This is a genomic window from Mycobacterium simiae (assembly GCF_008370645.1).
Lineage (GTDB): Bacteria > Actinomycetota > Actinomycetes > Mycobacteriales > Mycobacteriaceae > Mycobacterium > Mycobacterium simiae_A.
Genome location: NZ_VTZN01000007.1, coordinates 24610 through 49370, shown reverse-complemented (window position 1 = coordinate 49370; position 24761 = coordinate 24610). Strand labels below are relative to the sequence as shown.

The 24761-nt window shown below is 66.4% G+C and carries 23 protein-coding genes and 3 pseudogenes; 5 read left to right on the top strand and 21 right to left on the bottom strand.

The window, feature by feature from the left end:
• Nucleotides 1-27 precede the first annotated feature (27 nt).
• The 5 genes from rlmN to F0Q45_RS02625 form a co-directional block, all read right to left on the bottom strand.
• Nucleotides 28-1122, bottom strand: coding sequence for a 23S rRNA (adenine(2503)-C(2))-methyltransferase RlmN (gene rlmN, locus F0Q45_RS02645; protein WP_149652421.1), 1095 nt, complete (start codon nt 1120-1122; stop codon nt 28-30).
• Nucleotides 1123-1154: 32 nt separating this feature from the next.
• The gene (locus F0Q45_RS02640) at nt 1155-2060 is read right to left on the bottom strand and encodes a phosphatidate cytidylyltransferase (RefSeq protein WP_149652420.1); all 906 of its coding nucleotides are present in this window, start codon (nt 2058-2060) and stop codon (nt 1155-1157) included.
• 31 nt (nt 2061-2091) lie between these two features.
• Nucleotides 2092-2649 carry a ribosome recycling factor gene (gene frr, locus F0Q45_RS02635; protein WP_149652419.1) on the bottom strand — a complete coding sequence of 186 codons (558 nt, stop codon included), beginning with the start codon at nt 2647-2649 and terminating at the stop codon, nt 2092-2094.
• Between the two features lie 78 nt (nt 2650-2727).
• The gene (pyrH, locus tag F0Q45_RS02630; RefSeq protein ID WP_149652418.1) at nt 2728-3534 is read right to left on the bottom strand and encodes a UMP kinase; all 807 of its coding nucleotides are present in this window, start codon (nt 3532-3534) and stop codon (nt 2728-2730) included.
• Between the two features lie 141 nt (nt 3535-3675).
• Nucleotides 3676-5166: an FAD-dependent oxidoreductase gene (locus F0Q45_RS02625; RefSeq protein ID WP_149652440.1), complete on the bottom strand. Its 1491-nt coding sequence runs from the start codon at nt 5164-5166 to the stop codon at nt 3676-3678.
• A 281-nt stretch (nt 5167-5447) separates the two neighbouring features.
• Here F0Q45_RS02625 and F0Q45_RS02620 point away from each other — a divergent pair, with 281 nt between their 5' ends.
• A complete protein-coding gene (locus tag F0Q45_RS02620; RefSeq protein ID WP_149652417.1) occupies nt 5448-6173 on the top strand; it encodes a winged helix-turn-helix domain-containing protein in 726 nt (241 codons plus the stop codon).
• Nucleotides 6174-6442: 269 nt separating this feature from the next.
• Here the strand turns inward: F0Q45_RS02620 and pdxR are convergent, their stop codons facing one another.
• A complete protein-coding gene (pdxR, locus tag F0Q45_RS02615; protein WP_149652439.1) occupies nt 6443-7813 on the bottom strand; it encodes a MocR-like pyridoxine biosynthesis transcription factor PdxR in 1371 nt (456 codons plus the stop codon).
• 160 nt (nt 7814-7973) lie between these two features.
• On the opposite strand from pdxR, the gene F0Q45_RS02610 reads away from it, so the two are divergent.
• Complete coding sequence (locus tag F0Q45_RS02610; RefSeq protein ID WP_373424906.1) at nt 7974-8816, top strand: class I SAM-dependent methyltransferase; 843 nt, start codon at nt 7974-7976, stop codon at nt 8814-8816.
• Between the two features lie 174 nt (nt 8817-8990).
• Here F0Q45_RS02610 and F0Q45_RS02605 read toward each other — a convergent pair whose 3' ends face one another.
• The 3 genes from F0Q45_RS02605 to rpsB are packed head-to-tail and all read right to left on the bottom strand — an operon-like array spanning nt 8991 to nt 12113.
• The gene (locus tag F0Q45_RS02605) at nt 8991-10400 is read right to left on the bottom strand and encodes an amidase (RefSeq protein WP_149652416.1); all 1410 of its coding nucleotides are present in this window, start codon (nt 10398-10400) and stop codon (nt 8991-8993) included.
• A gap of 32 nt (nt 10401-10432) precedes the next feature.
• Nucleotides 10433-11248, bottom strand: coding sequence for a translation elongation factor Ts (gene tsf, locus F0Q45_RS02600; RefSeq protein ID WP_149652415.1), 816 nt, complete (start codon nt 11246-11248; stop codon nt 10433-10435).
• A 10-nt stretch (nt 11249-11258) separates the two neighbouring features.
• Nucleotides 11259-12113 carry a 30S ribosomal protein S2 gene (rpsB, locus tag F0Q45_RS02595; RefSeq protein WP_149652414.1) on the bottom strand — a complete coding sequence of 285 codons (855 nt, stop codon included), beginning with the start codon at nt 12111-12113 and terminating at the stop codon, nt 11259-11261.
• Between the two features lie 257 nt (nt 12114-12370).
• On the opposite strand from rpsB, the pseudogene F0Q45_RS02590 reads away from it, so the two are divergent.
• A pseudogene (locus F0Q45_RS02590) lies at nt 12371-12853 on the top strand (M23 family metallopeptidase); the annotation flags it as partial.
• Nucleotides 12854-12943: 90 nt separating this feature from the next.
• Here F0Q45_RS02590 and F0Q45_RS02585 read toward each other — a convergent pair.
• From F0Q45_RS02585 to F0Q45_RS02550, 8 genes and pseudogenes are all read right to left on the bottom strand, one after another.
• The gene (locus F0Q45_RS02585) at nt 12944-13861 is read right to left on the bottom strand and encodes a tyrosine recombinase XerC (RefSeq protein WP_149652412.1); all 918 of its coding nucleotides are present in this window, start codon (nt 13859-13861) and stop codon (nt 12944-12946) included.
• Between the two features lie 31 nt (nt 13862-13892).
• Nucleotides 13893-15065, bottom strand: a complete 1173-nt coding sequence (locus tag F0Q45_RS02580) for an alpha-hydroxy-acid oxidizing protein (RefSeq protein WP_149652411.1) — start codon at nt 15063-15065, stop codon at nt 13893-13895.
• 24 nt (nt 15066-15089) lie between these two features.
• On the bottom strand, nt 15090-15938 hold the full coding sequence (locus F0Q45_RS02575) for a siderophore-interacting protein (protein WP_149652410.1): 849 nt from the start codon (nt 15936-15938) through the stop codon (nt 15090-15092).
• Between the two features lie 35 nt (nt 15939-15973).
• Nucleotides 15974-17149, bottom strand: a complete 1176-nt coding sequence (dprA, locus tag F0Q45_RS02570; protein ID WP_149652409.1) for a DNA-processing protein DprA — start codon at nt 17147-17149, stop codon at nt 15974-15976.
• On the bottom strand, nt 17146-18657 hold the full coding sequence (locus tag F0Q45_RS02565; protein ID WP_149652408.1) for a YifB family Mg chelatase-like AAA ATPase: 1512 nt from the start codon (nt 18655-18657) through the stop codon (nt 17146-17148). The genes dprA and F0Q45_RS02565 overlap by 4 nt, the downstream gene beginning before the upstream one ends.
• Nucleotides 18657-19034: a YraN family protein gene (locus F0Q45_RS02560; RefSeq protein WP_149652407.1), complete on the bottom strand. Its 378-nt coding sequence runs from the start codon at nt 19032-19034 to the stop codon at nt 18657-18659. The genes F0Q45_RS02565 and F0Q45_RS02560 overlap by 1 nt, the downstream gene beginning before the upstream one ends.
• A gap of 108 nt (nt 19035-19142) precedes the next feature.
• Complete coding sequence (gene fdhD, locus F0Q45_RS02555; RefSeq protein WP_149652406.1) at nt 19143-19964, bottom strand: formate dehydrogenase accessory sulfurtransferase FdhD; 822 nt, start codon at nt 19962-19964, stop codon at nt 19143-19145.
• Between the two features lie 82 nt (nt 19965-20046).
• Nucleotides 20047-20544 (bottom strand): annotated as a pseudogene (locus F0Q45_RS02550) (epimerase); the annotation flags it as partial.
• Nucleotides 20545-20565: 21 nt separating this feature from the next.
• Between F0Q45_RS02550 and F0Q45_RS02545 the strand changes: the two are divergent.
• Together F0Q45_RS02545 and F0Q45_RS02540 are read left to right on the top strand one after the other, a co-directional pair.
• Nucleotides 20566-21448, top strand: a pseudogene (locus F0Q45_RS02545) (wax ester/triacylglycerol synthase domain-containing protein); the annotation flags it as partial.
• Nucleotides 21449-21536: 88 nt separating this feature from the next.
• Nucleotides 21537-22265, top strand: a complete 729-nt coding sequence (locus F0Q45_RS02540) for a GAF and ANTAR domain-containing protein (protein ID WP_149652437.1) — start codon at nt 21537-21539, stop codon at nt 22263-22265.
• 5 nt (nt 22266-22270) lie between these two features.
• On the opposite strand, the gene F0Q45_RS02535 is transcribed toward F0Q45_RS02540, so the two are convergent.
• The 4 genes from F0Q45_RS02535 to rplS all read right to left on the bottom strand — a co-directional run bounded on the left by F0Q45_RS02535 (nt 22271) and on the right by rplS (nt 24682).
• The gene (locus F0Q45_RS02535) at nt 22271-22576 is read right to left on the bottom strand and encodes a DUF2469 domain-containing protein (protein ID WP_149652405.1); all 306 of its coding nucleotides are present in this window, start codon (nt 22574-22576) and stop codon (nt 22271-22273) included.
• Between the two features lie 123 nt (nt 22577-22699).
• Nucleotides 22700-23416: a ribonuclease HII gene (locus tag F0Q45_RS02530; RefSeq protein ID WP_149652404.1), complete on the bottom strand. Its 717-nt coding sequence runs from the start codon at nt 23414-23416 to the stop codon at nt 22700-22702.
• Between the two features lie 2 nt (nt 23417-23418).
• Nucleotides 23419-24270, bottom strand: coding sequence for a signal peptidase I (lepB, locus tag F0Q45_RS02525; protein WP_149652403.1), 852 nt, complete (start codon nt 24268-24270; stop codon nt 23419-23421).
• A 70-nt stretch (nt 24271-24340) separates the two neighbouring features.
• Nucleotides 24341-24682: a 50S ribosomal protein L19 gene (rplS, locus tag F0Q45_RS02520; protein WP_012393605.1), complete on the bottom strand. Its 342-nt coding sequence runs from the start codon at nt 24680-24682 to the stop codon at nt 24341-24343.
• Nucleotides 24683-24761: the final 79 nt, after the last annotated feature.

The window sequence follows — 24761 nt, the reverse complement described above, 5'->3', positions numbered from 1 at the left end:
TCGGCGCTGTCTGTCGCTTAGCGCCGGCTATCCGCCTTCGGCGGCCAGCTGCCCGCAAGCGGCACTTATCTCACGGCCGCGGGTGTCGCGCACCGTGCATGAAACACCCTGTGCACGAACATGTTTGACGAACTCGCGTTCCACCGGCTTGGGGCTGGCATCCCAGGCGCTGCCCGGGGTGGGATTCAGCGGGATCACGTTCACATGCACTAGCCGACCAAGCGCACGGCGTAGCCGCCTGCCCAGCAGCTCGGCCCGCCACGGTTGGTCATTGACGTCGCGGATCAGCGCATACTCCACAGACACCCGCCGGCCGGTCACGTCGGCGTAGTACCGGGCGGCATCAAGCGCCTCGCGGACCCGCCACCTGGTGTTGACCGGAACCAGTGTGTCGCGCAGCTCGTCGTCGGGCGCGTGCAACGACAACGCCAGCGTCACAGCCAGCCCTTCGTCGGCAAGCTTGCCGATCGCCGGCACCAGACCCACCGTCGACACCGTCACCGCGCGGGCCGAAATACCGAAACCGGACGGCGGCGCTGCGATGATGCGCCGCACCGCGGCCACCACTTTGGCGTAGTTGGCCAGCGGCTCCCCCATGCCCATAAACACCACGTTGGACAGCCGCTCGCCGAAGTCGTCCCGCGCGGCCACCGCAGCAGCCCGCACCTGTTCGACGATCTCGGCCGTCGAGAGGTTGCGGGTCAGACCACCTTGGCCGGTGGCACAGAATGGGCAGGCCATACCGCACCCGGCCTGCGACGAAATACACACCGTCGTGCGTTGGGGATAGCGCATCAGCACCGACTCGACGGTGGCGCCATCGGCTGCCCGCCACAACGTCTTTCGAGTCTGGCCGGCATCGCATGCGACATCCCGCGCCGCGGTCAGCAGGGCGGGAAAGAGCGTCTCGGCGACCAAGCCGCGCACAGCGGCAGGCAGGTCGGTCATCTGGCGCGGATCGGCGATCAGCCGGCCGTAGTAGTGGTGGGCGAGCTGGCTGGCCCGAAACGCCGGCAGGCCCAGTGCGGCGACAGCAGAAGCACAACCTGCGACGTCGAGGTCGGCGAGGTGCAGCGGCGGCTTGCCCTTGCGTGGCGCTTGGAAGATCAACTCGGGGACCATGATGTGTCCAGTATTGACCTCGTCGGGGCAACCTACGGCAGCAGTGTCAGCACTAACCAGGCCGCCACCGCGGATGGCAGGATGCCGTCGAGCCGGTCCATCAGGCCGCCATGGCCGGGCAGCAGACGACCCATGTCCTTGATCCCGAGATCGCGCTTCACCTGCGACTCGATCAGGTCGCCCAATGTGGTGGTGAGTACGAACAGGACCCCTAGCAGGGCCCCTATCCACGGTGATTTGCCGGCCAGAAAAGTCGCCGTGATGGTGGTTGCGGCAATGCCGCAGACCAGCGAACCGGCGAATCCCTCCCAGGACTTCTTCGGGCTGATCGTCGGAACCATCGGATGTTTGCCGAAGAGTACCCCCACCGCATAACCGCCGACGTCGGAGGCGATGACCGCGATCATCATGATGAACACCCACGCCGCGCCGTGGTAGACCAGCATCGCGGCGAAGGAGCCGAACAGCACCACCCACGCGGCCAGAAAGATGGTGGCCGACGTATCCCGCAGATAGTTCCCCGTCGAGGCCGGACCGGCTCCGGTGGCGCCACCCTCTGGGCGCCTGTCTTGCATGAACAGCCGCCAGATCATGCAGACCACTACCATCGCGCCAAAGCCCGCCGACACCCCACGAGCGCCGTATGGCCAACTCAGCCAGATTGTTACCTGCCCGCCGATCAGCAACGGGATTACCGGAATCAGATATCCGGCTTCACGTAGTCGCCGCACCACCTCGTGGGTGGCGATGACCATGGCCAACGCGCAGATCGCCACCCATCCGCGCGGGGCGTATACCATCGTCGCAACCAGGACCGCACCGATGCTGCAGCCCACCGCGATCGCAGCGGGCAGGTCGCGTCCAGCGCGGGATGTCTTCTTGGCCCCGGACGCCGGCTCGTCGGCCGGGGTGCCGGTGCTGGCGTCGGTGGTCGCCACGGATCTGAAGGTACTTAGCTGCTGAGCGGTCCTAGACCTCCAGCAGCTCGCCTTCTTTGTGTTTGACCAGCTCATCAATCTGGGCGACGTACTGGTGAGTGGTCTTGTCGAGGTCCTTTTCGGCGCGGCCGACCTCGTCCTCGCCGGCCTCGCCGTCCTTACGGATGCGGTGCAGTTCTTCCATCGCTTTGCGACGAATGTTGCGCACCGACACGCGAGCCTCCTCTCCCTTGTGCTTGGCCTGCTTGACCAGTTCGCGCCGGCGCTCCTCGGTGAGCTGCGGTATGGCTACCCGGATAACGGTGCCGTCATTGGTGGGATTCACCCCTAGCTCGGAGTTGCGAATCGCCGTCTCAATGGCATGCAGCTGATTGGCCTCGTACGGCTTGATGACTACCAGGCGCGCCTCGGGCACGTTGATGCTGGCCAGTTGGGTGATCGGGGTATTCGTACCGTAGTAGTCGATAACGATCCGGTTGAACATGCTCGGATTCGCGCGGCCGGTCCGGATGGTCGACAGGTCGTCACGGGCTACCGATACGGCCTTCTCCATTTTCTCCTCGGCATCGAGGAGAGCATCGTCGATCATTTTGCGTCGCTCCTTCCCCCACAAGTGGGTGGTGCCCCCGCTGCGTCGTTACCAGCGCGGGCCATCGCGTTATGCCCTTTAGGTGGTGACCAGAGTTCCGATCTTCTCACCAGCGACCGCACGGGCGATATTCCCATCGATCAGCAGGTTGAATACGAGAATCGGCATGCCATTGTCCATACACAAGCTGAACGCGGTAGCATCGGCCACCCGCAGCCCGCGGTCGATGACCTCCCGGTGGCTGATCACGGTGAATAGTTCGGCGTTTGGGTTCACCCGCGGATCCTCGGCAAAGACACCATCGACCGCCTTGGCCATCAATACCACGTCGGCGCCGATCTCCAGCGCCCGCTGCGCGGCCGTGGTGTCCGTCGAGAAATACGGCAGCCCCATGCCGGCACCGAAAATCACCACGCGTCCCTTTTCGAGGTGGCGGACAGCCCGCAACGGCAAATAAGGTTCAGCCACCTGGCCCATGGTGATCGCGGTTTGCACTCGGGTTACGATGCCCTCCTTCTCGAGAAAGTCTTGCAAAGCAAGGCTGTTCATCACCGTGCCGAGCATTCCCATGTAGTCCGAACGGGTGCGTTCCATACCGCGCTGCTGCAGCTGTGCGCCACGAAAGTAGTTGCCGCCACCGATCACCACGGCGACCTGCACCCCGCCCTGGACCACCTCGGCGATCTGGCGGGCCACCTGGGCCACGACGTCTGGATCCAGCCCGACCTGCCCGCCGCCGAACATCTCACCGCCGAGCTTGAGCAGCACGCGTCGATACCTAGCGGGTGTGGCCGAAACTGGAGTTGCCGGCGCGCCGTTGGTGGTGGCCGGCTCCGGCTTGGGAGCCGGCGATCCGGCGACCTTAGCTTCCGGGGACTCCGTCATGAGGCTCCTCGTATAACAGCGCCATCCCGGCAACCACCCGGAACGGCATCTGACATCCTGCCTCATCGCCCTGCTGCGGGGTAGCCGGGGTGGACCGCGTGCCGGCTGTAGCGGGCAAGCAAAGCGGACCCGCGTGACTTATCACGAGGCGCCCAGGCCCCGGGTGGCCGGCCCCTCCAGCAGGGTGCCGTCGGCCGCAAACCGCGATCCGTGCAACGGGCATTCCCAGGCTTGGGATGCCTCGTTCCAATTCACGATGCCGCCCAGATGCGGGCATACCGGTGAAACTCGATGCTCGACACCGTCAATCGCACACCGGGCTTGCAGATGCCAGGGCGGGCCGGTAACCACACCACTGTCGCCCGATGGAGCGCGCCGGACAATCGGTGTCAGCCAGCCTTTGGCCAGGTGGTAACCCACCTCGAGGTTGGCTTGGATGGCCGTAGGGATGCCGCTCACTTCATGCGGGCTCCAGGCAGCGAGGGCGCGTCCCCAATTCATCTGTCCACCAAGAATTCGCGCACTCAACAGCAAAGCCGCAGCCGTTCCATTGGTTAGCCCCCACTTCTGGAATCCCGTTGCGACAAACACCTTTTCGTCGCCCGGCAGGATCGGGCCGACGTAGGGCAGATGGTCGACGGGCGTGTAGTCCTGAGCCGACCAACAGTGGGTTTCCATTGCGCCCGGGTAATGTCGGCGGGTCCAGGCCCTGAGTTCCGCGAGTTCTGCGGTGGGGCTCTTGCGGCCAACGACGTGGCTGGCGCCCGCTACGACGAGTCGCTCACCGTCGCCGAACGGGGCATAACGCACGGATCGGGTCGGAGAGCCTGCCGAGATGAACATCGGTCGAGTTATCCGGCCCGGTACGTCGAAAGCGACACAGTAGGACCGGTTGGGTTTCAGTCTGGCGAAGAATCCGCCTCGGTCGAAGATGGGCATGCCGGTGGCCACAATGCAGTGCCCGGCATCAACGTGAGAGTGGGCACCGCGGGTCCGCACGGCCAGCCGGACGCGGTCGCCGTGGCGGGACAGCTTTTGCACCCGGGCCCCTTCGACCAGCCGGCCGCCACGCTCGGTGAGCTCCCGGATGAAGCTGTCGAGCAATGGCATCGTGTTGATCTGCGCTTGATGGGGCAGCCGCACTCCCCCGTGGAAGGGAAACGGGACGTCCGCCTCATCGGCCCACTCGGCCTCTAGCCCCGCTCGGCGGCACGCCGCCAACACCGCACGAGCCCGCGGCACTTCTTTTTTGCTCTGGGCATAGGTGTGGTCGTCTTCGCGCTGCACGGGCACCTGTTTGGCCTCGCAGTACCGCAGCAGCCAGTCCTGGCCCTCCTGGTTGCCCCGCACGTAGTCGCGGGCGATCCCGGCGCCGTGGCGGGCGAGAATCTGAGACAACGTCGTGCCCTGCAACAGGCTAAGTTTGCCGGTGGTGTTGCCGGTGGTCACCGCGCCTGCGGTGCGGGCTTCCACCACCAGGACCTCTTTGCCGGCTCGGGCCAGCAGCACCGCCGTTGCCAGGCCGGTGATGCCGGCACCGACGACCACCACGTCGGCGGATCGTAACTGGCCGTTTAGCTGGTCAGATTGCTCGGCGAGCCGATCGTGGGCGTCCAGCCATAGCGATGTCATGCGTGCCTGATTGCCCGTAATGACGACGACGAAACGGCGCAGTGTGGCCATGCCACCAAACCGCACGGCGAGGTTTGAGCGGCCGGTGCCACTGGGAATCCGACCTGCGCGCGGTTAAACCCATAGCTTGGCCGAAGGATGGGCCCGGTCCGGAGTTCGGGCCGGGTCCATCGACTCTTCCCGGCTGACCGGATCGGTTGCATGGTCAGCGCATATTTCCGCGCTGGCCGGGTATCCAACACTGGTGGCGGCAACGCCTTCGCGAGGGGTTGGGAGATGTGTTGGAAGTTCTGTTACTGAGCCGCGACGCCGGCGTGAAATCGCCGTTGGCGGCCTTGGAATCGTTCGCGCACCCAGTGCGGCGCGCGCCGCTGGATGACATCGGGAAACTGGGCTACGCCGACGTAGCACTGATCGATGCACGCTTTGATCCGGCGGCGGCTCGTAGGACATGCCGGCGGCTGACGGCCAGCGCACCGGCCCTCGCCGTGGTTGCGGTAGTGGGCCCGGCTGACTTAGTGGAGGTAGATGTCGATTGGCATTTCGACGACGTGTTGCTGGCCTCGGCTGGAGCCGATGAGCTGCAAGCTCGGTTGCGGCTGGCGATCCAGCGTCGACGCAGCGTCCTAGCGGGCACACTCGAATTCGGCGAGCTGGCCCTACAGCCCGCTTGCTACACGGCCTCGCTGGGCCGTAAGGATTTATGCCTGACGCCTACCGAATTCAAGTTGCTGAATTTCCTTGTGCAGCACGCCGGGCACGTGTTTACCCGCACCCGACTGATGCACGAAGTATGGGGGTATGACTGCAACGGCCGGGTCCGTACCGTCGACGTCCATGTGCGACGACTGCGGGCCAAGCTCGGTGCCGAGCACGAATCGATTATCCAGACCGTCCGCGGTGTCGGCTACATGGCGGTTACGCCACCACAGCCAAGATGGGTGGTGCGCGAGCTCGCCCTAGATCCCGCGCGGCCGTCGTCAACGGCCGACCCGATCGCCCAATAGCCCACCCGAGAAGCGGCACGAAGCCCGCCCTGGGTGACGCCGCCGCAGCCCAATAGAAACCTCCCCGCGTCGACGTTGACGCGGAGAGGTCGGCAGTTGGCGGACTGGCACCGACCGCCCGGGACCGGATTGCCCCATCGAGGCGTGCTCAAACACGGCCGCATCCCGGATCGACCTGATGCACCTGTTCGCACTGCGCTGCGGCAGCACAGTCCAACCTTGGCCACCGGCAGGCGCGCAACCCGGCCATGGATAGCGTGCGCTGGGGCTCACCCGATCGCACGCAACAAGTCTGCGAGGAGTTGCAGGGCGATGGGATACTCGCGGTCCGACGGCGTCCCGTAGCCGATGATGATGCCTGATGTGTGGGCAGGTTGCCGATGCCAGAACGGCGCCAAGCCGGTGAACGCGATTTCCCGCCTCTGGGCGGCAGCCAGTACTTCGCTCTCGGCAACTCCTGGCGGTAGCGACACGACGGCATGAAGACCTGCCGCGGTGCCAAGTACCGGCATTGCCGGTGCGTCACGACTAAGGGCGGCGACGAGCGCATCGCGGCGGTACCGGTAGCGTCGGCGCATCCGACGGATATGGCGGTCCAAGGCTCCCGAAGCGATCAATTCCGCAAGTGCCAATTGGGTGAGGATGTCGCTGCCGCGGTCGGATCGGCGCTTGGCCTCCACAACCCCATCGAGCAGTTCAGCAGGCACGGCAAGCCAGCCCAAGCGGAGCCCCGGAGCCAGGCTCTTGCTGGCACTACCTGCATAGATGACGTGTTCGGGGGCCAGCCCCTGCAGGGCCCCGACGGGATGGCGGTCATAGCGGAATTCACCGTCGTAGTCGTCTTCGATCACGTAGCTGCCGCGTTGCGCAGCGATCCGCGCGAACTCTGCACGTCGATCCGCAGCGAGCGTGGCGCCTAGCGGGGCCTGGTGAGCCGGCGTGAGGACTACCGCTGCCACCGAGGGCGCGTTAAATGCTTGCGGGCGGGCACCGCCGTGGTCGACATCGAGCGGTATGACCTCGAGCCCGCTAGCGTTGACGGTCGCGCGATGGTCGGGAAGACAGGGATTTTCCAGAGCGATCGCTTGCGCTCCGGCCGCCGCGAGTGCGTCACACACCAGCCGCAGGCCCTGAGTGAAACCGCTACAGATGACCACTCGGTCGGCAGTGGTTAGCACCCCGCGCACACGGCCCAGGTAGTTGGCCAGCAGGGCGCGCAATCGCGGCGATCCGCGAGGATCCAGCGGGCCTAGGTCCGCATGCGGGGTGACCTGGAACGCGCTGCGCAGCGCACGTAGCCAATCGGTGCGCGGAAACATGGTCAGGTCGGGGCGTCCGAGTCGGAAATCCGCGACAATGCGCGGTGGATTCGGTTCAGCGCTAGCCCGCGGTCGGATCGCCGGCGCGTGGGCCACTTCGGTGACCGCGCCGGGGCGGGTGCGCAGATAGCCCTCCGCCGCTAGCTGTGCGTAGCTTTCCACGACCGTTCCGCGTGCGAGTCCTAATTGCTGGGCCAACGCCCGAGACGACGGCAAGCGTTCGCCTGGGGCTAGACGGCCCGCCCTGATCGCCTGGCGCAGGGCATCCTCGAGCGCGGCGCGTCGACCCCGGTTGGGTGGCAACTCGAGGTGTAAGTCCACCCCGCCGCCGCCACTGGTCCACAAATCTGGCATGAAATTGGACCTTAATTGCAAACCGATCGCGCCTTAGCGTCAACGCGTGACATTGCAAGCTCCCAAAGCTAACGACCTCCGTAGGACCGGCCGCCGGCTGGACCACAAGGCGAGCCTGACCGCCCAAATCAACGCCGCCCAACGCGCCGCAGAAACACTGCAGCCACCCGGGCGACGACTTTTGGATGACCCGCATGCCCGCCATTTTGTCCGCCACCCCTTCTTGCGCGCCGTCCTGGCCCACCGAGTGGCCGCCGGCCTGGCTCGCCGCGTATTCGACGGTCTGTGGGGCGGACTACACGCCCACATCGTGCTCAGGCTCCGTTACACCGACGACATCTGCGCGGCCGCCATCAGCGCGGGCATCGATCAAATCGTGCTGCTGGGCGCCGGCTTCGACACCATGAGCCTGCGCACGGCCAGCCAGCCCGTGACCATCTTCGAGGTCGACGCGCCGACAACCCAGGCAGCCAAGCGACCCATCACCGAGCAGCTACTGCCCATCGGATGCAACAGCACAACAATCTGGGTGCCGGTCGATTTCGAGCAGGGCGAGCTGTGCGACCAGCTACTCAAGAGCGGGTTCGATCCCCACCGGCGCAGCGTGATCATCTGGGTCGGCGTCACGATGTATCTCACTGGTGGCGCCATCGAGCAGACGGTTGCCGACCTGGCAGAACTGTGCGCGCCGGGCAGCCGCCTGGTACTGGACTACATCGATGGCAGGGTCGTCACCGCAACCACTCCGTGGCGAAGCGCCCGCCGGGTCACCCGAGTGGTCGCACGCCGCGGCGAGCCCTACCGAAGCGGCTTTACCGCCACCGAACTTAGCGAGTTGCTTGGAACTCACGGCTTCGAATGTGGCGAACACCTGACCGTTCCCACGCTGCTGCGGCGGTACGACCCGGCGCATGCCAGCAGACTGGCTGACGACGACTGGTTGGCAATCGCCGCGGCCCAACGGATCTGACGTAAGGTCCCCGGATTGATCGCCGGCCGGGGGTAGGCGGCTGTACGTGGCAGATCCGGCGATGGCTATGGGGCGCCCAAACATCCCTCAACGCGGCCGGCTGCAACCGCCGGCGGTCTGGTCGCTATCGAGAAAACGTGGCTTAGGCCAGGCTTAGGCCGGCTCATGCCCGGCTTATGCGGAGGCGTGGATCCGCGCCCAGGGCCGGGCTTCTTCGAGTTCGTAGGCCAGCTCTAAGAGCCGCGCTTCACGCCCCACATCGGCCGAGAGCATCATGCCGACCGGCAGGCCTGCCGCAGAGCGTGCTAAGGGCAGCGAAATCGCCGGCTCGCCGGTGACGTTGTGCAGCGGAGTGAACGTCACCCAGCTGCGCAGCCGGTCGATGACCTGGTCATAGTCGACCGGCGACAGGTAGCCGACCTGCGGCGGCGGGTCCGCTAGCGTCGGTGTCAGCACCACGTCGTAGCTGCCGAACAGACGCGCGGTGTGCCGCCGCGTCGCCCGCAACCGCACAATCGCCGCGGGCAGCCGGTGCGCGTTGCGGGTGGCGTGCCGGGCCAGCCCTAGCGTCAGGTTGTCCAGCCGGGTGCGGTCAAAGGTCTTGCCGAACGCCAGGCGACCCGTGTTCACCTGTGCCGACGCCAAGAACCCCCAGTACAGCACGAAGTCGTCGGGGAAGGTACTGGGAACCGGCATTTCATCGAGCTGCTCGACCCGATGTCCCAGTTCCTCGAGCAACGCTGCGGTCTGCAGCGTGAGTTCGCGCATCTCGGGGCCGCACTCGGAGTCGACCGAGCGGGTCGTGACGGCGATCCTCAGCCGCGTCTTACCGGGCCGCGTGACGTCTCCAATGGGCGGCAGACCGCGGGGCGCCCAGCCGCGCTCGACCTCGCGGTAGAGGGCGGCGGTGTCGCGCACCGACCGGGTGAGGACGCCGTTGGCGACGATCACAACCGGCAGCCGCCGCAGCTGCGGATCCAACGGCAGCCGACCACGCGATGGTTTGAGCCCCACCAGGCCGGTGCAGGAAGCTGGAATTCGGATCGAGCCGCCCCCGTCGTTGGCGTGCGCAATCGGCACAGCACCGGCGGCGACCAAGGCCCCGGCTCCCGATGACGAGGCTCCCGCGGTGTGGTCGGTGTTCCATGGGTTGCGAACCGGGCCCAGCCTGGGATGTTCCGCGGCACCGCTGAACCCGAATTCCGACATCTGCGTCTTGCCCAGTGCGACGAGGCCGGTGGACAGCAGCACCCGCGTGATTTCACTGTCCGCGCCGGCACGTTGCGGTGTCCACGCGTCGGTGCCCCGCATCGTCGGCAGCCCCGCAAGGTCGACGTTGTCCTTGATGTAGCTCGGCACACCGGTGAAGACGCCGCTGAGTGCTCCGCGCAGTGCGGCGCTACGTGCCGTGTCGTACGCCTCGTGCGCCACCGCGTTGAGCACCGGGTTGACGGCTTCGGTTCGTGCGATGGCCGCCTCGGCGACCTCGGCCGGGCCTAGCTGGCCGGATCGGATGGCGTCGGCCAAAGCGACGGCGTCGAGGTCGCCGAGGGCATCGTCACCAAAAGCGTGTACGCGGGCCATGGGTTTGGGGCTCTGCCTGGGCCAAACCAGGGTTAAGCCTGCCCCACCTCGAACCGGACGAACCGCGTCACCGTCACACCTGCGTCGTCAAGTAGAGCCTTGACGGTCTTCTTGCTATCGGACACCGACGGCTGCTCGAGCAACACAGTGTCCTTGAAGAACCCGTTCAACCGGCCTTCGACGATCTTGGGCAGTGCCTGTTCGGGTTTGCCCTCGGCCTTTGCGGTCTCCTCGGCGATGCGGCGTTCACTGGCCACCACGTCCTCCGGCACGTCGGCGCGGAACAGGTAGCGCGCCTTGAGCGCGGCAATCTGCAGCGCAACGGCGTGCGCGGCGGCGGCATTTTCCCCCTGGAACTCCACCAGCACGCCGACCGCCGGGGGCAGGTCGGCCGAACGCCGGTGCAGATAAGCCTCGACGGTGCCGTCGAAGTTGGCGACACGACGCAGTTCTAGCTTCTCGCCGATCTTGGCCGACAACTCGGCGACCGCCTGCTCGACCGTCTTGTCGCCCGCGCCGGCGGCTTTGAGCGCGTCAACGTCGGTGGCCTTCGACGCCACGGCCGCTGCCAAGATCTGGTCGGCCAGCGCCTGAAACTCCGCGTTCTTGGCAACGAAGTCAGTTTCGCAGTTCAGCTCGATCAGCACGCCGTCCTTGGCCGCGACCAAACCCTCGGCGGTGGCCCGCTCGGCGCGCTTGCCGACGTCCTTGGCACCCTTGATCCGCAGCGCCTCGACAGCCTTGTCGAAGTCGCCGTCGGTTTCGGCCAGCGCGTTCTTGCAGTCGAGCATGCCGGAGCCGGTGAGCTCGCGAAGCCGCTTGACGTCGGCTGCGGTGAAGTTCGCCATATCAGCCTTCCTATGCGGAGTCAGTGGTTGAGTCGGAGGGAGTGTCGGCCCCCGCGTCGGGCGCTGCGGTCGGCACCGGAGATGTTGCCGAGGCCAGCAGTTCCTGCTCCCATTCGGCGAGCGGTTCGGCAGCCAGCGAGTCCGAGGCCTCGGGCTTACCGTCGCGGCGACCCAATCCGGCGCGGGCTTGCAGGCCTTCGGCGACCGCCGAGGCGATCACCTTGGTCAGCAGGGCAGCCGAGCGGATCGCGTCGTCGTTGCCGGGGATTGGGTAGTCAACCTCGTCGGGGTCGCAGTTGGTGTCCAGGATGGCGATCACCGGGATGCCGAGCTTGCGGGCCTCGCCGACGGCGATGTGCTCCTTGTTGGTGTCGACCACCCAAATCGCCGAGGGCACCTTGGCCATATCGCGAATGCCACCGAGGCTGCGCTCCAGCTTGTTCTTCTCGCGGGTCAGGCCGAGGATTTCTTTCTTGGTGCGGCCCTCGAAGCCGCCGGTCTGCTCCATCGCCTCGAGCTCTTTGAGGCGTTGCAGTCGCTTGTGCACGGTGGAGAAGTTGGTGAGCATGCCACCCAGCCAGCGCTGGTTCACGTACGGCATGCCGACGCGGGTCGCTTCGGCGGCGACAGACTCCTGTGCTTGTTTCTTGGTGCCGACGAACAGCACCGACCCACCGTGGGCGACGGTTTCTTTGACGAACTCGTACGCCCTGTCGATGAAGGTCAGCGTCTGCTGCAGGTCGATGATGTAGATGCCGTTGCGGTCGGTGAAAATGAACCGCTTCATCTTGGGATTCCAGCGTCGGGTCTGGTGCCCGAAGTGGGTGCCGCTATCCAGCAGCTGCTTCATGGTGACTACAGCCATAGTGAGCCCATGTCCTTTTCTCGGTTGTTGCCCGGCGTCGGGTGAAGCCGGGCCCTGGCGTCTGCTGCGATGCCGGACCCTGTTAGGGGACCGCCCGGCATGCGGGTGCGAATTCCTGAAGAGCGGGAGTCGCGGTGCAGACGCGCGAAGTCAGCGCGTTGATACGAGCTGCGACGTGCAGTTTACACCGCACCCAAGTCGTGGTTTGTCCACAGTGGTGAGTGGCCCCGCCAAGGCGGACGCACTGAGCTAACCAGGTGCGACGGATAGTGCTGGTCCTGTGCTGGGCGCTGATCACCGCGCCACCGGCCTACGCCGACGACGCTCGGCTGAACTGGCCGCTGCGCCCGCCCCCGGCGGTCGTACGAGCCTTCGACGCGCCATCACCCGATTGGCATCCGGGGCATCGCGGCGTAGACCTGGCCGGTGCCCCGGGTCAGTTGGTATATGCGGCCGGCGAAGCGACGGTGGTGTTCGCGGGGCTGCTGGCGGGCCGGCCGGTCGTTTCCGTGGCTCACCCCGGCGGGCTGCACACCAGCTACGAACCGGTGCGCGCGACCGTGCGCCCCGGTCAGCTGGTGACGGCGCAGACGGTGATCGGTCAGCTGGTCGCCGGGCATCCCGGCTGTCCCACCCGGGCGTGCCTGCATTGGGGTGCGATGTGGGGTCCAGCTTCGGGTGCCAACTACGTCGATCCGCTAGGCCTGCTGAAGTCCACACCGATACGGCTCAAGCCGCTGAGGCCTTCATAATCGCCGAACGTCGACTTGTTGTTGCGATTTCGCACGTGCTAGCGCAACTAGTCGACGTTCGGCGGTTTCAAACAGCACTCAGGCGCGCGGATGAGCCTGGTCGTGCACCGCGCGTAGCCGCGAGACCGCGATATGGGTGTACAGCTGAGTGGTCGCCAAGCTGGAATGCCCGAGCAACTCCTGGACCACCCGCAGGTCGGCGCCGCCTTCGAGCAGATGGGTCGCAGCACTGTGCCGCAGCCCGTGCGGCCCCATGTCAGGTGCGCCGGGTACCGCGGCGACCGTCTGGTGCACGACGGTGCGAGCCTGCCGCACGTCGAGCCGCCGGCCCCGGGCGCCCAGCAGTAGCGCCGGCCCGGACTCCGCGGTGACCAGAGCGGGTCGCCCGTCGGTAAGCCAGGCCCGCAACGCCTCGGCGGCGGGCTGCCCGTACGGCGCGGTGCGCTGCTTGTTGCCCTTGCCGAGCACTCGCACCAGCCGATGCCCGGTGTCCCCAGCGTCTATGTCGTCGACGTCGAGGCCGCACAGTTCGCTCACCCGGATCCCGGTGGCATAGAGCAGCTCGACGATCAACCGGTCCCGCGACGCCAGCGGATCGCCCTGTTCCGCACCGTGTTTGGCGGCCGTCATGGCTGCCAGGGCCTGATCCTGACGCAGGACCGGCGGCAGCCTGCGCTGTGCTTTCGGAACCTGTAACCGGTCGGCGGGGTCGCCGGTCAGCAGCCCGCGCCGGGCTGCCCACGTGGTGAAGGCTTTGACCGCCGAGGTGCGCCTGGCCAACGTCGTGCGTGCGGCCCCAGTGCCGGCCGCGGTTGCTAACCAGGACCGCAGCAGCGGCAGGCTCAGCGCGTCGAGGCCGGACCCACGGTCGGCGAGAAAGGCAAACAGCGACCGCAGATCGCCGAGGTACGCCCGCCGAGTATGCGCCGACCGCCCGCACTGCAATGCCAGGTAGTCGTCGAACTCTTCGAGGATCGCCTCGCTCCTATCCGACATTTCCCCACCGTCGCAGACGGCGCTCCGGGTTTCAGCTGACGCGCCGCAGTGTGTCCAGGGTGAGATCTTGGCGGGTCAGGTAGCCGTCGACGGCCATGATCAGATCGGCTTCGGCGAGCATCATGCGGAGCACGTGCACGATGCCGTCGATGCCGCCGAGCGCCAGACCGTAGGCGTACGGACGGCCGACCCCGACCGCGGTCGCCCCCATCGCCAGTGCCTTGACGACGTCGGCGCCGCTGCGGACCCCGGAGTCGAACAGCACGGGCAACCCGTCGGCCGCTTCGACCACCGCCGGCAGGCAGTCCAACGCGGGCAGGCCGCCGTTGGCTTGCCGGCCGCCGTGGTTCGAGCAGTAGATGGCGTCGACACCGCCGTCTTTGGCGCGCCGGGCGTCCTCAGGATGGCAAATGCCCTTCACGAGCAACGGCAGCTCGGTGAGCGAACGCAGCCAGCCGAGGTCGTCCCAGCTCAGCGGCTCACCGAAGATCTGCACCCAGCGCAGCACCGCGCCTTGCCGGTCCTCTTCCGGCGGGCGCGGCAGGCTGGCCCGAAACACCGGGTCGCTGGTGTAGTTGGCCAGACAGTGCCCTCGTAGCTGGGGGAAGTTGGCCGTGCTGAGGTCGCGCGGCCGCCAGCCGGTGACCCAGGTGTCCAGCGTGACGACGATGCCTTTGAACCCGGCCGCTTCGGCGCGATGGACCAGGCTGGCGGCCAGCTCGCGGTCCCGCGGCGTGTACAGCTGGAAGAATCCGGGCGTGTCGCCGAACGCGTTGGCGACGTCTTCCATGGGGTCGACTGTCAGCGTCGAGGCGACCATCGGGACGCCGGTGCGGGCGGCCGCGCGTGCGGTGGCCAGGTCACCGTGGCCATCCTGGGCGCACAGCCCGATGACGCCGATCGGTGCCATGAACAACGGGGACGGCAGGGTCAGCCCGAACAGCTCGACCGACAGGTCGCGTTGTGTCGCATCGACGAACATGCGCGGTATCAGACCCCAGCGATCGAAAGCCTCGCGATTGGCCCGCTGCGTGCGCTCGTCCCCGGCTCCCCCAGCGACATAGGACCACACCGACCGCGGCAGCGCGACCGCGGCTTTGGCCTCCAGCTCAGCGAACGCCATCGGCAGCGACGGCACCACCCCGGCCAGGCCGTGAAAGTAGATCTCGTTTTGGTAGTCGCCGAAGTGGGATCGGTGTGTCATGCGATGAGAATGCCAGCTCGATGCCTAGCCGGCGGCTTCTGCCTCAGCTAATTCCCGCTTCCACTGCCGGAACGTCTCTTCGGTGCGTCCGCGCCGCCAATAACCGGAAATCGACGACGCCCACTTGACGTCCACACCGCGCTCGTTACGAATGTAGGGCCGCAGGTTGTGCATGACAGCTTGTGCTTCGCCGTGGATGAAAACGTGCACCTGTCCCGGCAGCCATTGCGCGGTCGTAACTGCCTCAATCAGTGGTGCCTGATCACCGGCGCGATCCTCGGGAACCAGATCCGCGCGGCCACCTCGGTAGACCCAATTCACCTCGACGGATTCCGGTGCGGTCAAATCGATCTCGTCGTCGGGGCCGGCCACCTCGATGAACGCCTTGCCAACGGCGTCGCGGGGCAAAGCTTGCAGCGCGGCGGCGATAGCCGGCAGCGCGGATTCGTCACCGGCCAGCAGGTGCCAGTCGGCGGCCGGGTCGGGAGTGTAGGCACCACCGGGACCCATCAGGTAGACGATCTCACCGGGCTGAGCCGACGCCGCCCATTGACCGGCTATCCCGTGTTCGCCGTGCACCACGATGTCGGTCGTGATTTCACGTGCTGCGGTGTCGACCCGACGGACGGTCATGGTCCGTACCGAAGGCTGCTTTTCGGGCGGAATGCCGGCGAAGCTGTCCAGTGTCAGCGGCCGGGGCATCTGCGAGACATCGACATCGCTGGGAACGAAGACCAGCTTCACGTAGGAGTCGGTGAAATCGCTGGGAATGAATGTGTCGAAGCCGCTTCCACCGAGCCGCACCCGAACCATGTGGGGTGTGAGTTGGTGGGTACCGATGACTTCGAAGGTCTGCAGTGGTCGACCCGCCACGTGTCCTCCTGTGTCCAGATCCGACCCCTTGTCGACTATACGAGCCGCGCCGGGGAGGTCCTGGGCACGACCCGGGCCTGACCGCCGCGCACGATGCGCCAGCGGCCGTCGTCGCGCCGGGCCAGCCCGGCCACCTCCAGGATGGCCAGCGGCCCCAGCACCTGCTCGGGCACCAGCCCGGAAGCGATCGCGATCTCGTCGACACTTGCCGCGCCCCGGCCCGGTAACGCTTCGTACACACGGCGCTCGCCATCGCCGAGCCCGTCCAGAACCGAGCCGGCACGGGGCTCCTCGGCGGCCAGCTCACCAATGCCACCGACGAGCTCGACAATGTCGTCAACTCGGGTGATCAACTCTGCACCGCTGCGCAGCATGGCATGACAGCCTGCGGAGGCTGACGACGTCACCGGCCCGGGCACCGCCGCCACCACCCGGCCAAGCGCCCGAGCCCACGCCGCGGTATTCGCGGCGCCGCTGCGCAGGCCCGCTTCCACCACGACGGCCGCACCGGCAACGGCGGCGACCAGCCGGTTGCGGGTCAAGAACCGGTGCCGGGCCGGCCCCACACCCGGCGGGTATTCCGTGATCAGCAGCCCGTTCTGGCCGATGCGATGCAGCAGCGCCGAATGCCCGCTGGGGTAGGGTACGTCGATGCCGCCGGCTAGCACTGCCACCGTGATGCCGTCGCAGCCGAGCGCCGCGCGGTGGGCTGCGCCGTCGATGCCGTAGGCACCGCCGGAGACCACAGCGACGTCGCGCATGGCCAGGCCGGCAGCCAAGTCTGCGGCCATGTGCTCGCCGTATGCCGTTGCGGCCCGGGTCCCGACGATGGCGGCGGCGCGTCGCGCCACCTCGTCGAGGCGCGCAGGTCCCCGAGCCCATAACACCATCGGCGCCGTGGCCCGCGGTTTCGCGCGCATCGCGGACCCGCCGATGGCGGCGAAGGCAAGCAGCGGCCATTCGTCGTCGTCGGGCGTGATCAAGCGCCCACCACGGCGCTCGAGTATCTCGAGATCTGCTGCGGACCGATCGATGCCACGCCGGGCCTGGATATGGCACGCCAGTTCTGCGTCGACCAGGCCACGCCGTACCCGCTCGGCAGCCTCCACGGGGCCAACGCTTCGCACCAGCGCGGTCAGTTTCGCGCAGGGCGGCTCTGCCACTCGGGACAAATATGCCCAGGCCCGCAATACGCAGGCGGGTGTGCTCATCGCGACGCACCCAGTTGTCGGAAGCTCAGCGCGGTGCCAACGTCGTCGAGTCTGGGCGAGGCCCGACCTGCCAAGTCCGCCAGGCTCCACGCAACCCGCAGGGTGCGATCTACTCCGCGAATGCTGAGTAGCCCGCGATCCAGCGCGGTGCGCAGCGGCTCCATGGCTGCGTTGCCCAGGCGGAACTTACGCCGCAGCAGCGACCCGCTGACTTCGGCGTTGGTGCGAAAACCATGCGGTCGCCACCGCTCGGCGGCCGATTCCCGAGCCAGCGCTACCCGCTGGCGAACCTGTGCAGTCGCTTCCCCGCCTGCGGCCGAAAATGCGCCGGCTCGCACCGGATGCATCTGCACCCTCAGGTCCACCCGGTCCAGCAATGGCCCCGACAGCTTGCCCAGATAGCGCCGCTTGACGGCACCCGCGCAGATGCAGTCCCGCGGATCCGCCGGGGCACACGGGCACGGATTGGCGGCCAGCACGAGCTGAAACCGGGCCGGATAACACGCCACCCCGTCGCGGCGGGCAAGACGAATTTCTCCGTCCTCCAACGGAGTTCGTAATGCTTCCAAAGCGCTGACGCTAATCTCAGCGCACTCGTCGAGAAACAACACGCCACGATGGGCACGGCTTACCGCGCCCGGACGGGCCATGCCCGAGCCCCCACCGACCAGCGCCGCCACGCTGGAACTGTGATGCGGCGCCACGAACGGCGGCCTGGTGATCAACGGCGTGTCCCCCGACAACAGGCCAGCAACCGAGTGAATCGCGGTGACCTCCAGCGATTCGCCATCCGACAGTCGCGGCAGCAGGCCCGGAAGGCGTTGCGCCAGCATTGTCTTGCCCACTCCGGGCGGGCCGGTCAGCATCAGGTGATGCCCGCCGGCTGCCGCCACCTCAACAGCGAAACGCGCTTGTGATTGCCCCACGACATCGGCCAGATCCGCCGACGGCTCCTCGACGGTCGCGGCGGGCACCACCCGGTCGCACAAACCGGCTGACCCTTTAAGCCAGCTCTGTAATTGGCCGAGGGTACGAACACCCCAGACGTCGATGCCGGCCACCAAGCTCGCCTCGGCCAGGTTGTCCGCTGGAACTACGACTGCCGGCCAGCCCTCACGCTTGGCAGCCAACACGGCGGGAAGCACTCCGCGCACCGCCCGCACCCGGCCGTCCAGCGACAACTCCCCCAACAACACTGTCTTTTCCAGGCGGTGCCACGGGTTTCTCCGCTGAGCCGACAGCACCGCGGACGCCAAAGCGATGTCGTAGACCGACCCCACCTTCGGCAGCGTCGCCGGCGATAACGCGAGCGTCAGCCGGGCCATGGGCCAGGTGTTTCCGCAATTGGTGACCGCTGCGCGGACCCGATCGCGGGACTCCTGCAACGCCGCGTCGGGCAGACCCACCAGATGCACACCCGGCAGCCCGGAGGTGATGTCGGCTTCGATTTCCACAATCTTGCCGTCTAGCCCACACACCGCGACCGAGAAGGCACGCCCCAGTGCCATCAGCCGATGCCCTGTTGGTGGGTGAGCTCGGGAGTACGGCGGCGGCCGATCCGAACGCCGATCACATCGATGCGGACCGCGGGCCAGCGTTGGCCTTGACCGGCCAACCACACCGCGGCGAGCCGGCGCAGCCGGCGGAGCTTCCATTCGGTGACCGCTTGCGCCAGCCCGCCATACCCGTCGCCGGTGCGAGTCTTGACTTCGACGAACACCACCGTGCGGGCGGCCGGGTCGTAAGCGATCACATCGAGTTCGCCATAGCGGCAGCGCCAATTGCGATTCAGGATCTGCAGCCCGAGATCCCTCAGATGCTCCACCGCCAATTGCTCACCAAGGGCGCCGAGTTGGGCCCGCGTCATCGTCTGTTGGGTCGTCATGTCGGCCAGCGTGCACGTCGGCCCCGACATCGAACCTTGGGTTGCCGGCCTGAGCGGCGCAATAACGACAGGTTGTCCACAGTCGCGCACTCGTCCACAGGACATCGGCTAGGCGATGCGGTCGGGCCTGGTGTAGATGTTCATCGAGTCCTGTCTCAGGAACGCCACGAGCGTGATCCCGGCCTCCTCGGCCAGGGAAACCGCCAGCGAGGACGGCGCAGAAACCGCAGCCAGCAACGGAATCCCCGCCATCACCGCCTTTTGGGTCAGCTCGAACGACGCGCGTCCGCTGACCAGCAACGCCGATGCTGTCAGCGGTACCCGGTCGTGTTCCAGCGCCCAACCGATGACTTTATCGACCGCGTTGTGCCGGCCGATGTCTTCGCGCACCACGAGCATGGTGCCGTCCGCGCCGAACAATGCCGCGGCGTGCAACCCCCCGGTGCTGGCGAAAAGCTTTTGCGCACCGCGTAGTTGGTCGGGCATCGAGGTGAGAGCGGCGACGGTGACGGTGGCCGGATCGGCACCGGGAGAGAACTGACTGATCAGCCGTACCGCCTCCAGGGACGCTTTGCCGCAGATCCCGCACGACGAGGTGGTGTAGAAGTTGCGGGTGACATCGAGGTCGGGAGGCGCGACACCGGGCGCCAGCGTCGCGTCGACAACGTTGTAGGTGTTGACCCCGTCCACACCGCGTCCGCCGCAGTAACGCACCGTCAGCACGTCTGCACGACCGGCGATCACGCCCTCGGTAAGCAGAAAACCTTGTGCGAGTTCGAAATCCGAACCTGGCGTGCGCATGGTGACGGTGACCGACAGCCCGTTGACCCGAATCTCCAACGGCTCCTCGACGGCCAGGGTTTCCGGACGGGTTAATACGCGACCGGCGGCACGATGCTGAACCTGGCGGCGCGCCGTTACGTACCCCACTGGGCCACTTCCGGTGCCGGCGACGCCGCAGCCGAGCATTGCAACACGGCCTCAACCTACCTCGGCTGCGCGCCGGCCAGCATCACACCGCTGAAGCCAGCGTCGCCAAGGTCTCCGCCGACGAATGGGTTGGTCGCCAACCCAGGTCCCGTTTGGCTTTGGAGGTGTCCATTACCACCGATGTCCTTGCTACATGCAGCCATTCGAACAGGGAAGGTAGCAGCGGCAACCGGGCAATCGCCGCCGACGCGGCCGAAGCGGCAACGGCAGGAACCCGCACCGGCCGGCCACCAAGCGCCCTGGCCACGTCAGTAAGCGTCACCGTCCCATCACCGGCCAAGTTGTATCGCCCTGGCGACACCGGGGCGGTCGCCGCCAGTGCGATCCCACTCGCCACGTCGTCATGGTGCACCAGCTGCAACGGGAAACCGGGATCCGGCACCATCGGCTTGAACAGTGGCACCGCCTTCATCACCGCGCGCACCAGACTCGGCGGCCGCTTACCGGTGATTGCTTCGGCTAAGGCAAGAGCTTTGGGCCCGGCGGCAATACATGGCCGCAGCACAAACACCTGCAGCGACCCGTCACCAACCTCGCCTGAACGTTTGACAACGACGTCGAGCTTGATTACCACTTCCGCAGGTCCGCCCTGCCCCGCCCGGGCCGGGTACGCGAGCTGCTCGAATCGAGCTGGCCTCCCGGTTGCACGACGGCCTGCTCGATCGGCACCGGCCGCGGTGGGAAGCACACCTGGTGGAGGGCCTCAACGATGGTCGCTACGCGGTGTACGTCACGTTCCACCATGCACTGCAGGATGGGGTCTCCCAAGACGATGGCTAACGTCAGGATCGGCGGCGCACGCCGGGTCGCGGCGCATCAAAGCGGTCAAAACGCCGCAGCCGTCACCGTTAACGACGTCCTGGCGCTGTCGGCCGGCGCCCTGCGCGCCTATCTGATCGAGCAGCGCGCGCTTCCCAGCACGCCATTGATCGCGATGGTGCCAGTGAGCCTGCGCAGGGAAGACAACTCCGACGGCGGCGGCCATATGGTGGGCACCGTCTTGTGCAATCTGCACACCCATGTCGAGGACCCGGCGCACCGCCTGCGCGGAATCAACGAGTCGATGCGCCGCAACAAGGAAGTCTTCACGCAGCTTCCCCGAATACAGCGTTGGCGCTGTCCGCTTTCCTCACCGGCGGGCTGGTTTGTGCCCTGATTCCTGGATTTGTGGCCACCGCTCCGCCGCCCTTCGACATCGTCATTTCGAATGTGCCAGGCGCACCCGACCCGCTGCATTGGCGAGGCGCACGGTTGACCGGCAATTATCCGCTGTCGATCGCCCTGGATGGTCGGGCGATCAACATCACGGTCACCACAACGCCGATAATCTCGACTTCGGGCTAGTCGGATGCCGGCGCAGCGTGGCGCACCTGCAGAATTGGAACACGCCGTCGGAGTTTGAGGGCGTCGTCAATAATCAGTAACCTACGGCCAGCCGACAGCATCGAAGTGAGGGAAAACGTGGCGAACCCACTGAACGCCGGCCCGCCGGATTCACCACCCGGAGAAACCATGGCCGACCCCGCGACCGTCTTCTCCGCCCTCGCCGAGATCATCTATCAGGGAGCGGAGGCCCCGGAGATCTACGCCGCTATCTGCGTCGCCGCAACCCTGATCGTTCCCGGCTGCGACCACGCCAGCCTGCTGGTGCGCCGCAATGATCAGTACGTCACCGTGGGCGCCAGCGACCGGCTTGCGCAGCATGTCGACGAACTCGAGCAGCGCGCCGGTGACGGCCCCTGCATCGACGCAATCGAGGAAGAAACCCCGCAGATTGAGACGGACCTGACCACGCCCAGCCAGTGGCCCAAGTTCGCAGCATTGCTGCTCGCCGAGACGCCGGTCCGCGGCGCAATGGGATTTCGGCTCTTGGTCGACAAGCACAAAGGCGCCGCGCTCAACCTCTTCAGCGACGCCCCCAACCGGTTCGACACCGAGTCCGCCGGACGCGCGGCAGTGCTGGCATCGTTTGCCAGCGTGGCCGTCAATGCCATCGCTCATGGGGAAGACGCCGCCAGCCTGCGCCGGGGCTTGCTCAGCAACCGCGAGATCGGCAAGGCGGTCGGCATGTTGATGCTGCTGCACCGCATGCCCGAGCACGAGGCGTTCGACGTGCTGCGGCGGCAGTCCCAGGGCCTGAACATCAAATTGGCTGACGTCGCGCGCAAGGTCATCGAAAACCGCGGTCAGCTACCGCCCGGCACCCAGGACAGGGTGCGTAACCGCACCGCGGTCTGCTAGGAAAGCTACTCGGGCAGCCGCAGCTCGGGCTTTTCCACTTCCTCGATGTTGACGTCTTTGAAGGTGACTACCCGGACTTGCTTGACGAACCGCGCCGGCCGGTACATGTCCCAGACCCAAGCATCGGCGAGTCGCAGCTCGAAGTACACCTCACCGTCGGCGTTGCGTGGCAGCATCTCCACACTGTTGGCCAGGTAGAAGCGCCGCTCGGTTTCCACGACATAGCTGAACTGGCCGACGATGTCCTTGTATTCGCGGTACAGCGAGAGCTCCATCTCGGTTTCGTACTTTTCGAGATCCTCTGCACTCATCTGCTCAGACGTCCTTCTTCCAGCTAATTTCGCCAGACTTCCCGCTCAGCGCCCCGCCAAGCCGCAAATTGCCCCAAGCGGCCCCCGCCGTCGCCGAGGTAGGAACTCGTGCCTCATCTTTCCTCACCGGCTCGCGCCGCGCTTCCCCGGAGGGCCCGGTTCGCGATCGGCCGCCCCGACTTCCGACCCACCCGCCACCCGACGGACGTTGACAAAGGAGTAGCGATGCTCGAGACAGGGCCCCAGCTGCGCCAGCGCCAGGCTATGCGCGGGTGTGCTGTAGCCCTTGTGCTCGGCGAAACCATATCCGGGGTACTTGCCGTCCATCGTGACCATCAACCGATCCCGGCTGACCTTGGCGAGCACGCTGGCCGCGGCAATACATGCGGCCGCCGCATCGCCCCCGATCACCGGCAGCGACGGCACCGCCAGCCCGGGCACCCGAAAGCCATCGCTGAGCACATAACCGGGCCGCATCGACAGCCCGGCCACCGCACGGCGCATGCCTTCGATGTTGGCCACGTGCACGCCGCGGCGGTCCACCTCGAACGACGGGATGACTACCACGTGGTAAGCCAGCGCATAGCGGCGGATCAACGGAAACAGCTGCTCTCGCACCCGCTCGGTAAGCTTCTTCGAATCATCAAGAGCCGCGAGGCTTTCCAGGCGATTCGGGCCGAGTACACAGGCCGCAACCACCAACGGGCCGGCGCAGGCACCACGGCCCACCTCGTCGACGCCCGCGACCGGCCCCAGCCCGCTGCGGTGCAGCGCGGACTCCAGCGTGCGCAGCCCCGAAGACTTACGGATCACCCTCCGCGGTGGCCAGGTGGTGGCCACGGCTACTGACCTTGCTGAGGGTTCACCGACCGCACCACACCCCATCGCGACGGCGGCCACACGATAAACCTAGCCTTGCCGATGACGTTGGATATCGGCACGGTACCCGCCATGGAGTCGCCAGTGCACAGCATCGGGCAGTGGGCGCGCGAATCCGCCGAGTGGGTGCGGTTGTCGCCCATCACCCACAATCGCCCCGGCGGGACAGTGACCGGCCCGAACTCACTGCCCAAGCAGGGATAAACCGCCGGGTCGGCCATCATGGTGGCCGGATCCAGGTAGGGCTCCTTGAGGGGCTTGCCGTTGACCGTCAAGCCAGTGTCGGACCGGCATTGGACCGTTTGTCCGCCCACCGCGATGACCCTCTTGACCAGGTCGTTTTCGTCAGGAGGCACGAAACCAATGAACGACAGCCCGTTCTGCACCCAACGCAGCACGGTGTTGCTGGAGCGGATCGATTTGTAACCCACGTTCCACGACGGCGGACCCCGGAAGACGATGACATCACCGGGTTGCGGTGAGCTGAAGCGATAGGTGAGCTTGTCCACCAGGATACGATCACCGACGCAGGTGGCACACCCGTGCAGAGTGGGCTCCATCGATTCCGACGGGATCAAGTACGGGCGCGCCACAAAGGTCAACATGACGTAGTACAGCACCACCGCAATAACCGCCAGTGTCGCCAGTTCCCGCAGCGTCGACTTCTTGGCGGACTTCGACTCATCCGTCTCGGCTTCGGTCGACTCTGGCACAGCAGTCTCACCGGAGGTATCAGGGTCGCGGACAGACGGCTTCGACTCCGACTGAGCAGGGTCGGGCTCGCGCTCTGATGAGGAGTCCGTGGTTTCAGTCACGGGATCAGCGTAGCGAGCACATATCGCGCTCTCGGACACCGGCGAGTTGAGCCACCGAGGGCGTTCCGGGTCAGCGCTTCTCCTTGATCTTGGCTTTTTTGCCGCGCAGTTCGCGCAGATAGTACAGCTTGGCGCGACGAACGTCGCCGCGCGTCACGACCTCAATATGGTCGATGTTCGGTGAATGCACCGGGAAAGTCCGTTCGACGCCGACACCGTAGCTTTCTTTCCGCACCGTGAATGTCTCGCGGATGCCGCCGCCCTGTCGGCGGATCACCACGCCTTTGAACACCTGGATACGTTCCTTGGCGCCCTCGATGACCTTGACGTGCACGTTGATGGTGTCGCCCGGGCTGAAGGCCGGGATGTCGTCGCGCAGCGACGCCTGGTCGACGAAGTCCAGCCTGTTCATAGGAAAGACACTTCCTCCGGGTCGCAGCTTGGCCAACCGCCCACACGTAGGCGTGCGGCGCTGTTCAAGCCGATGGGTA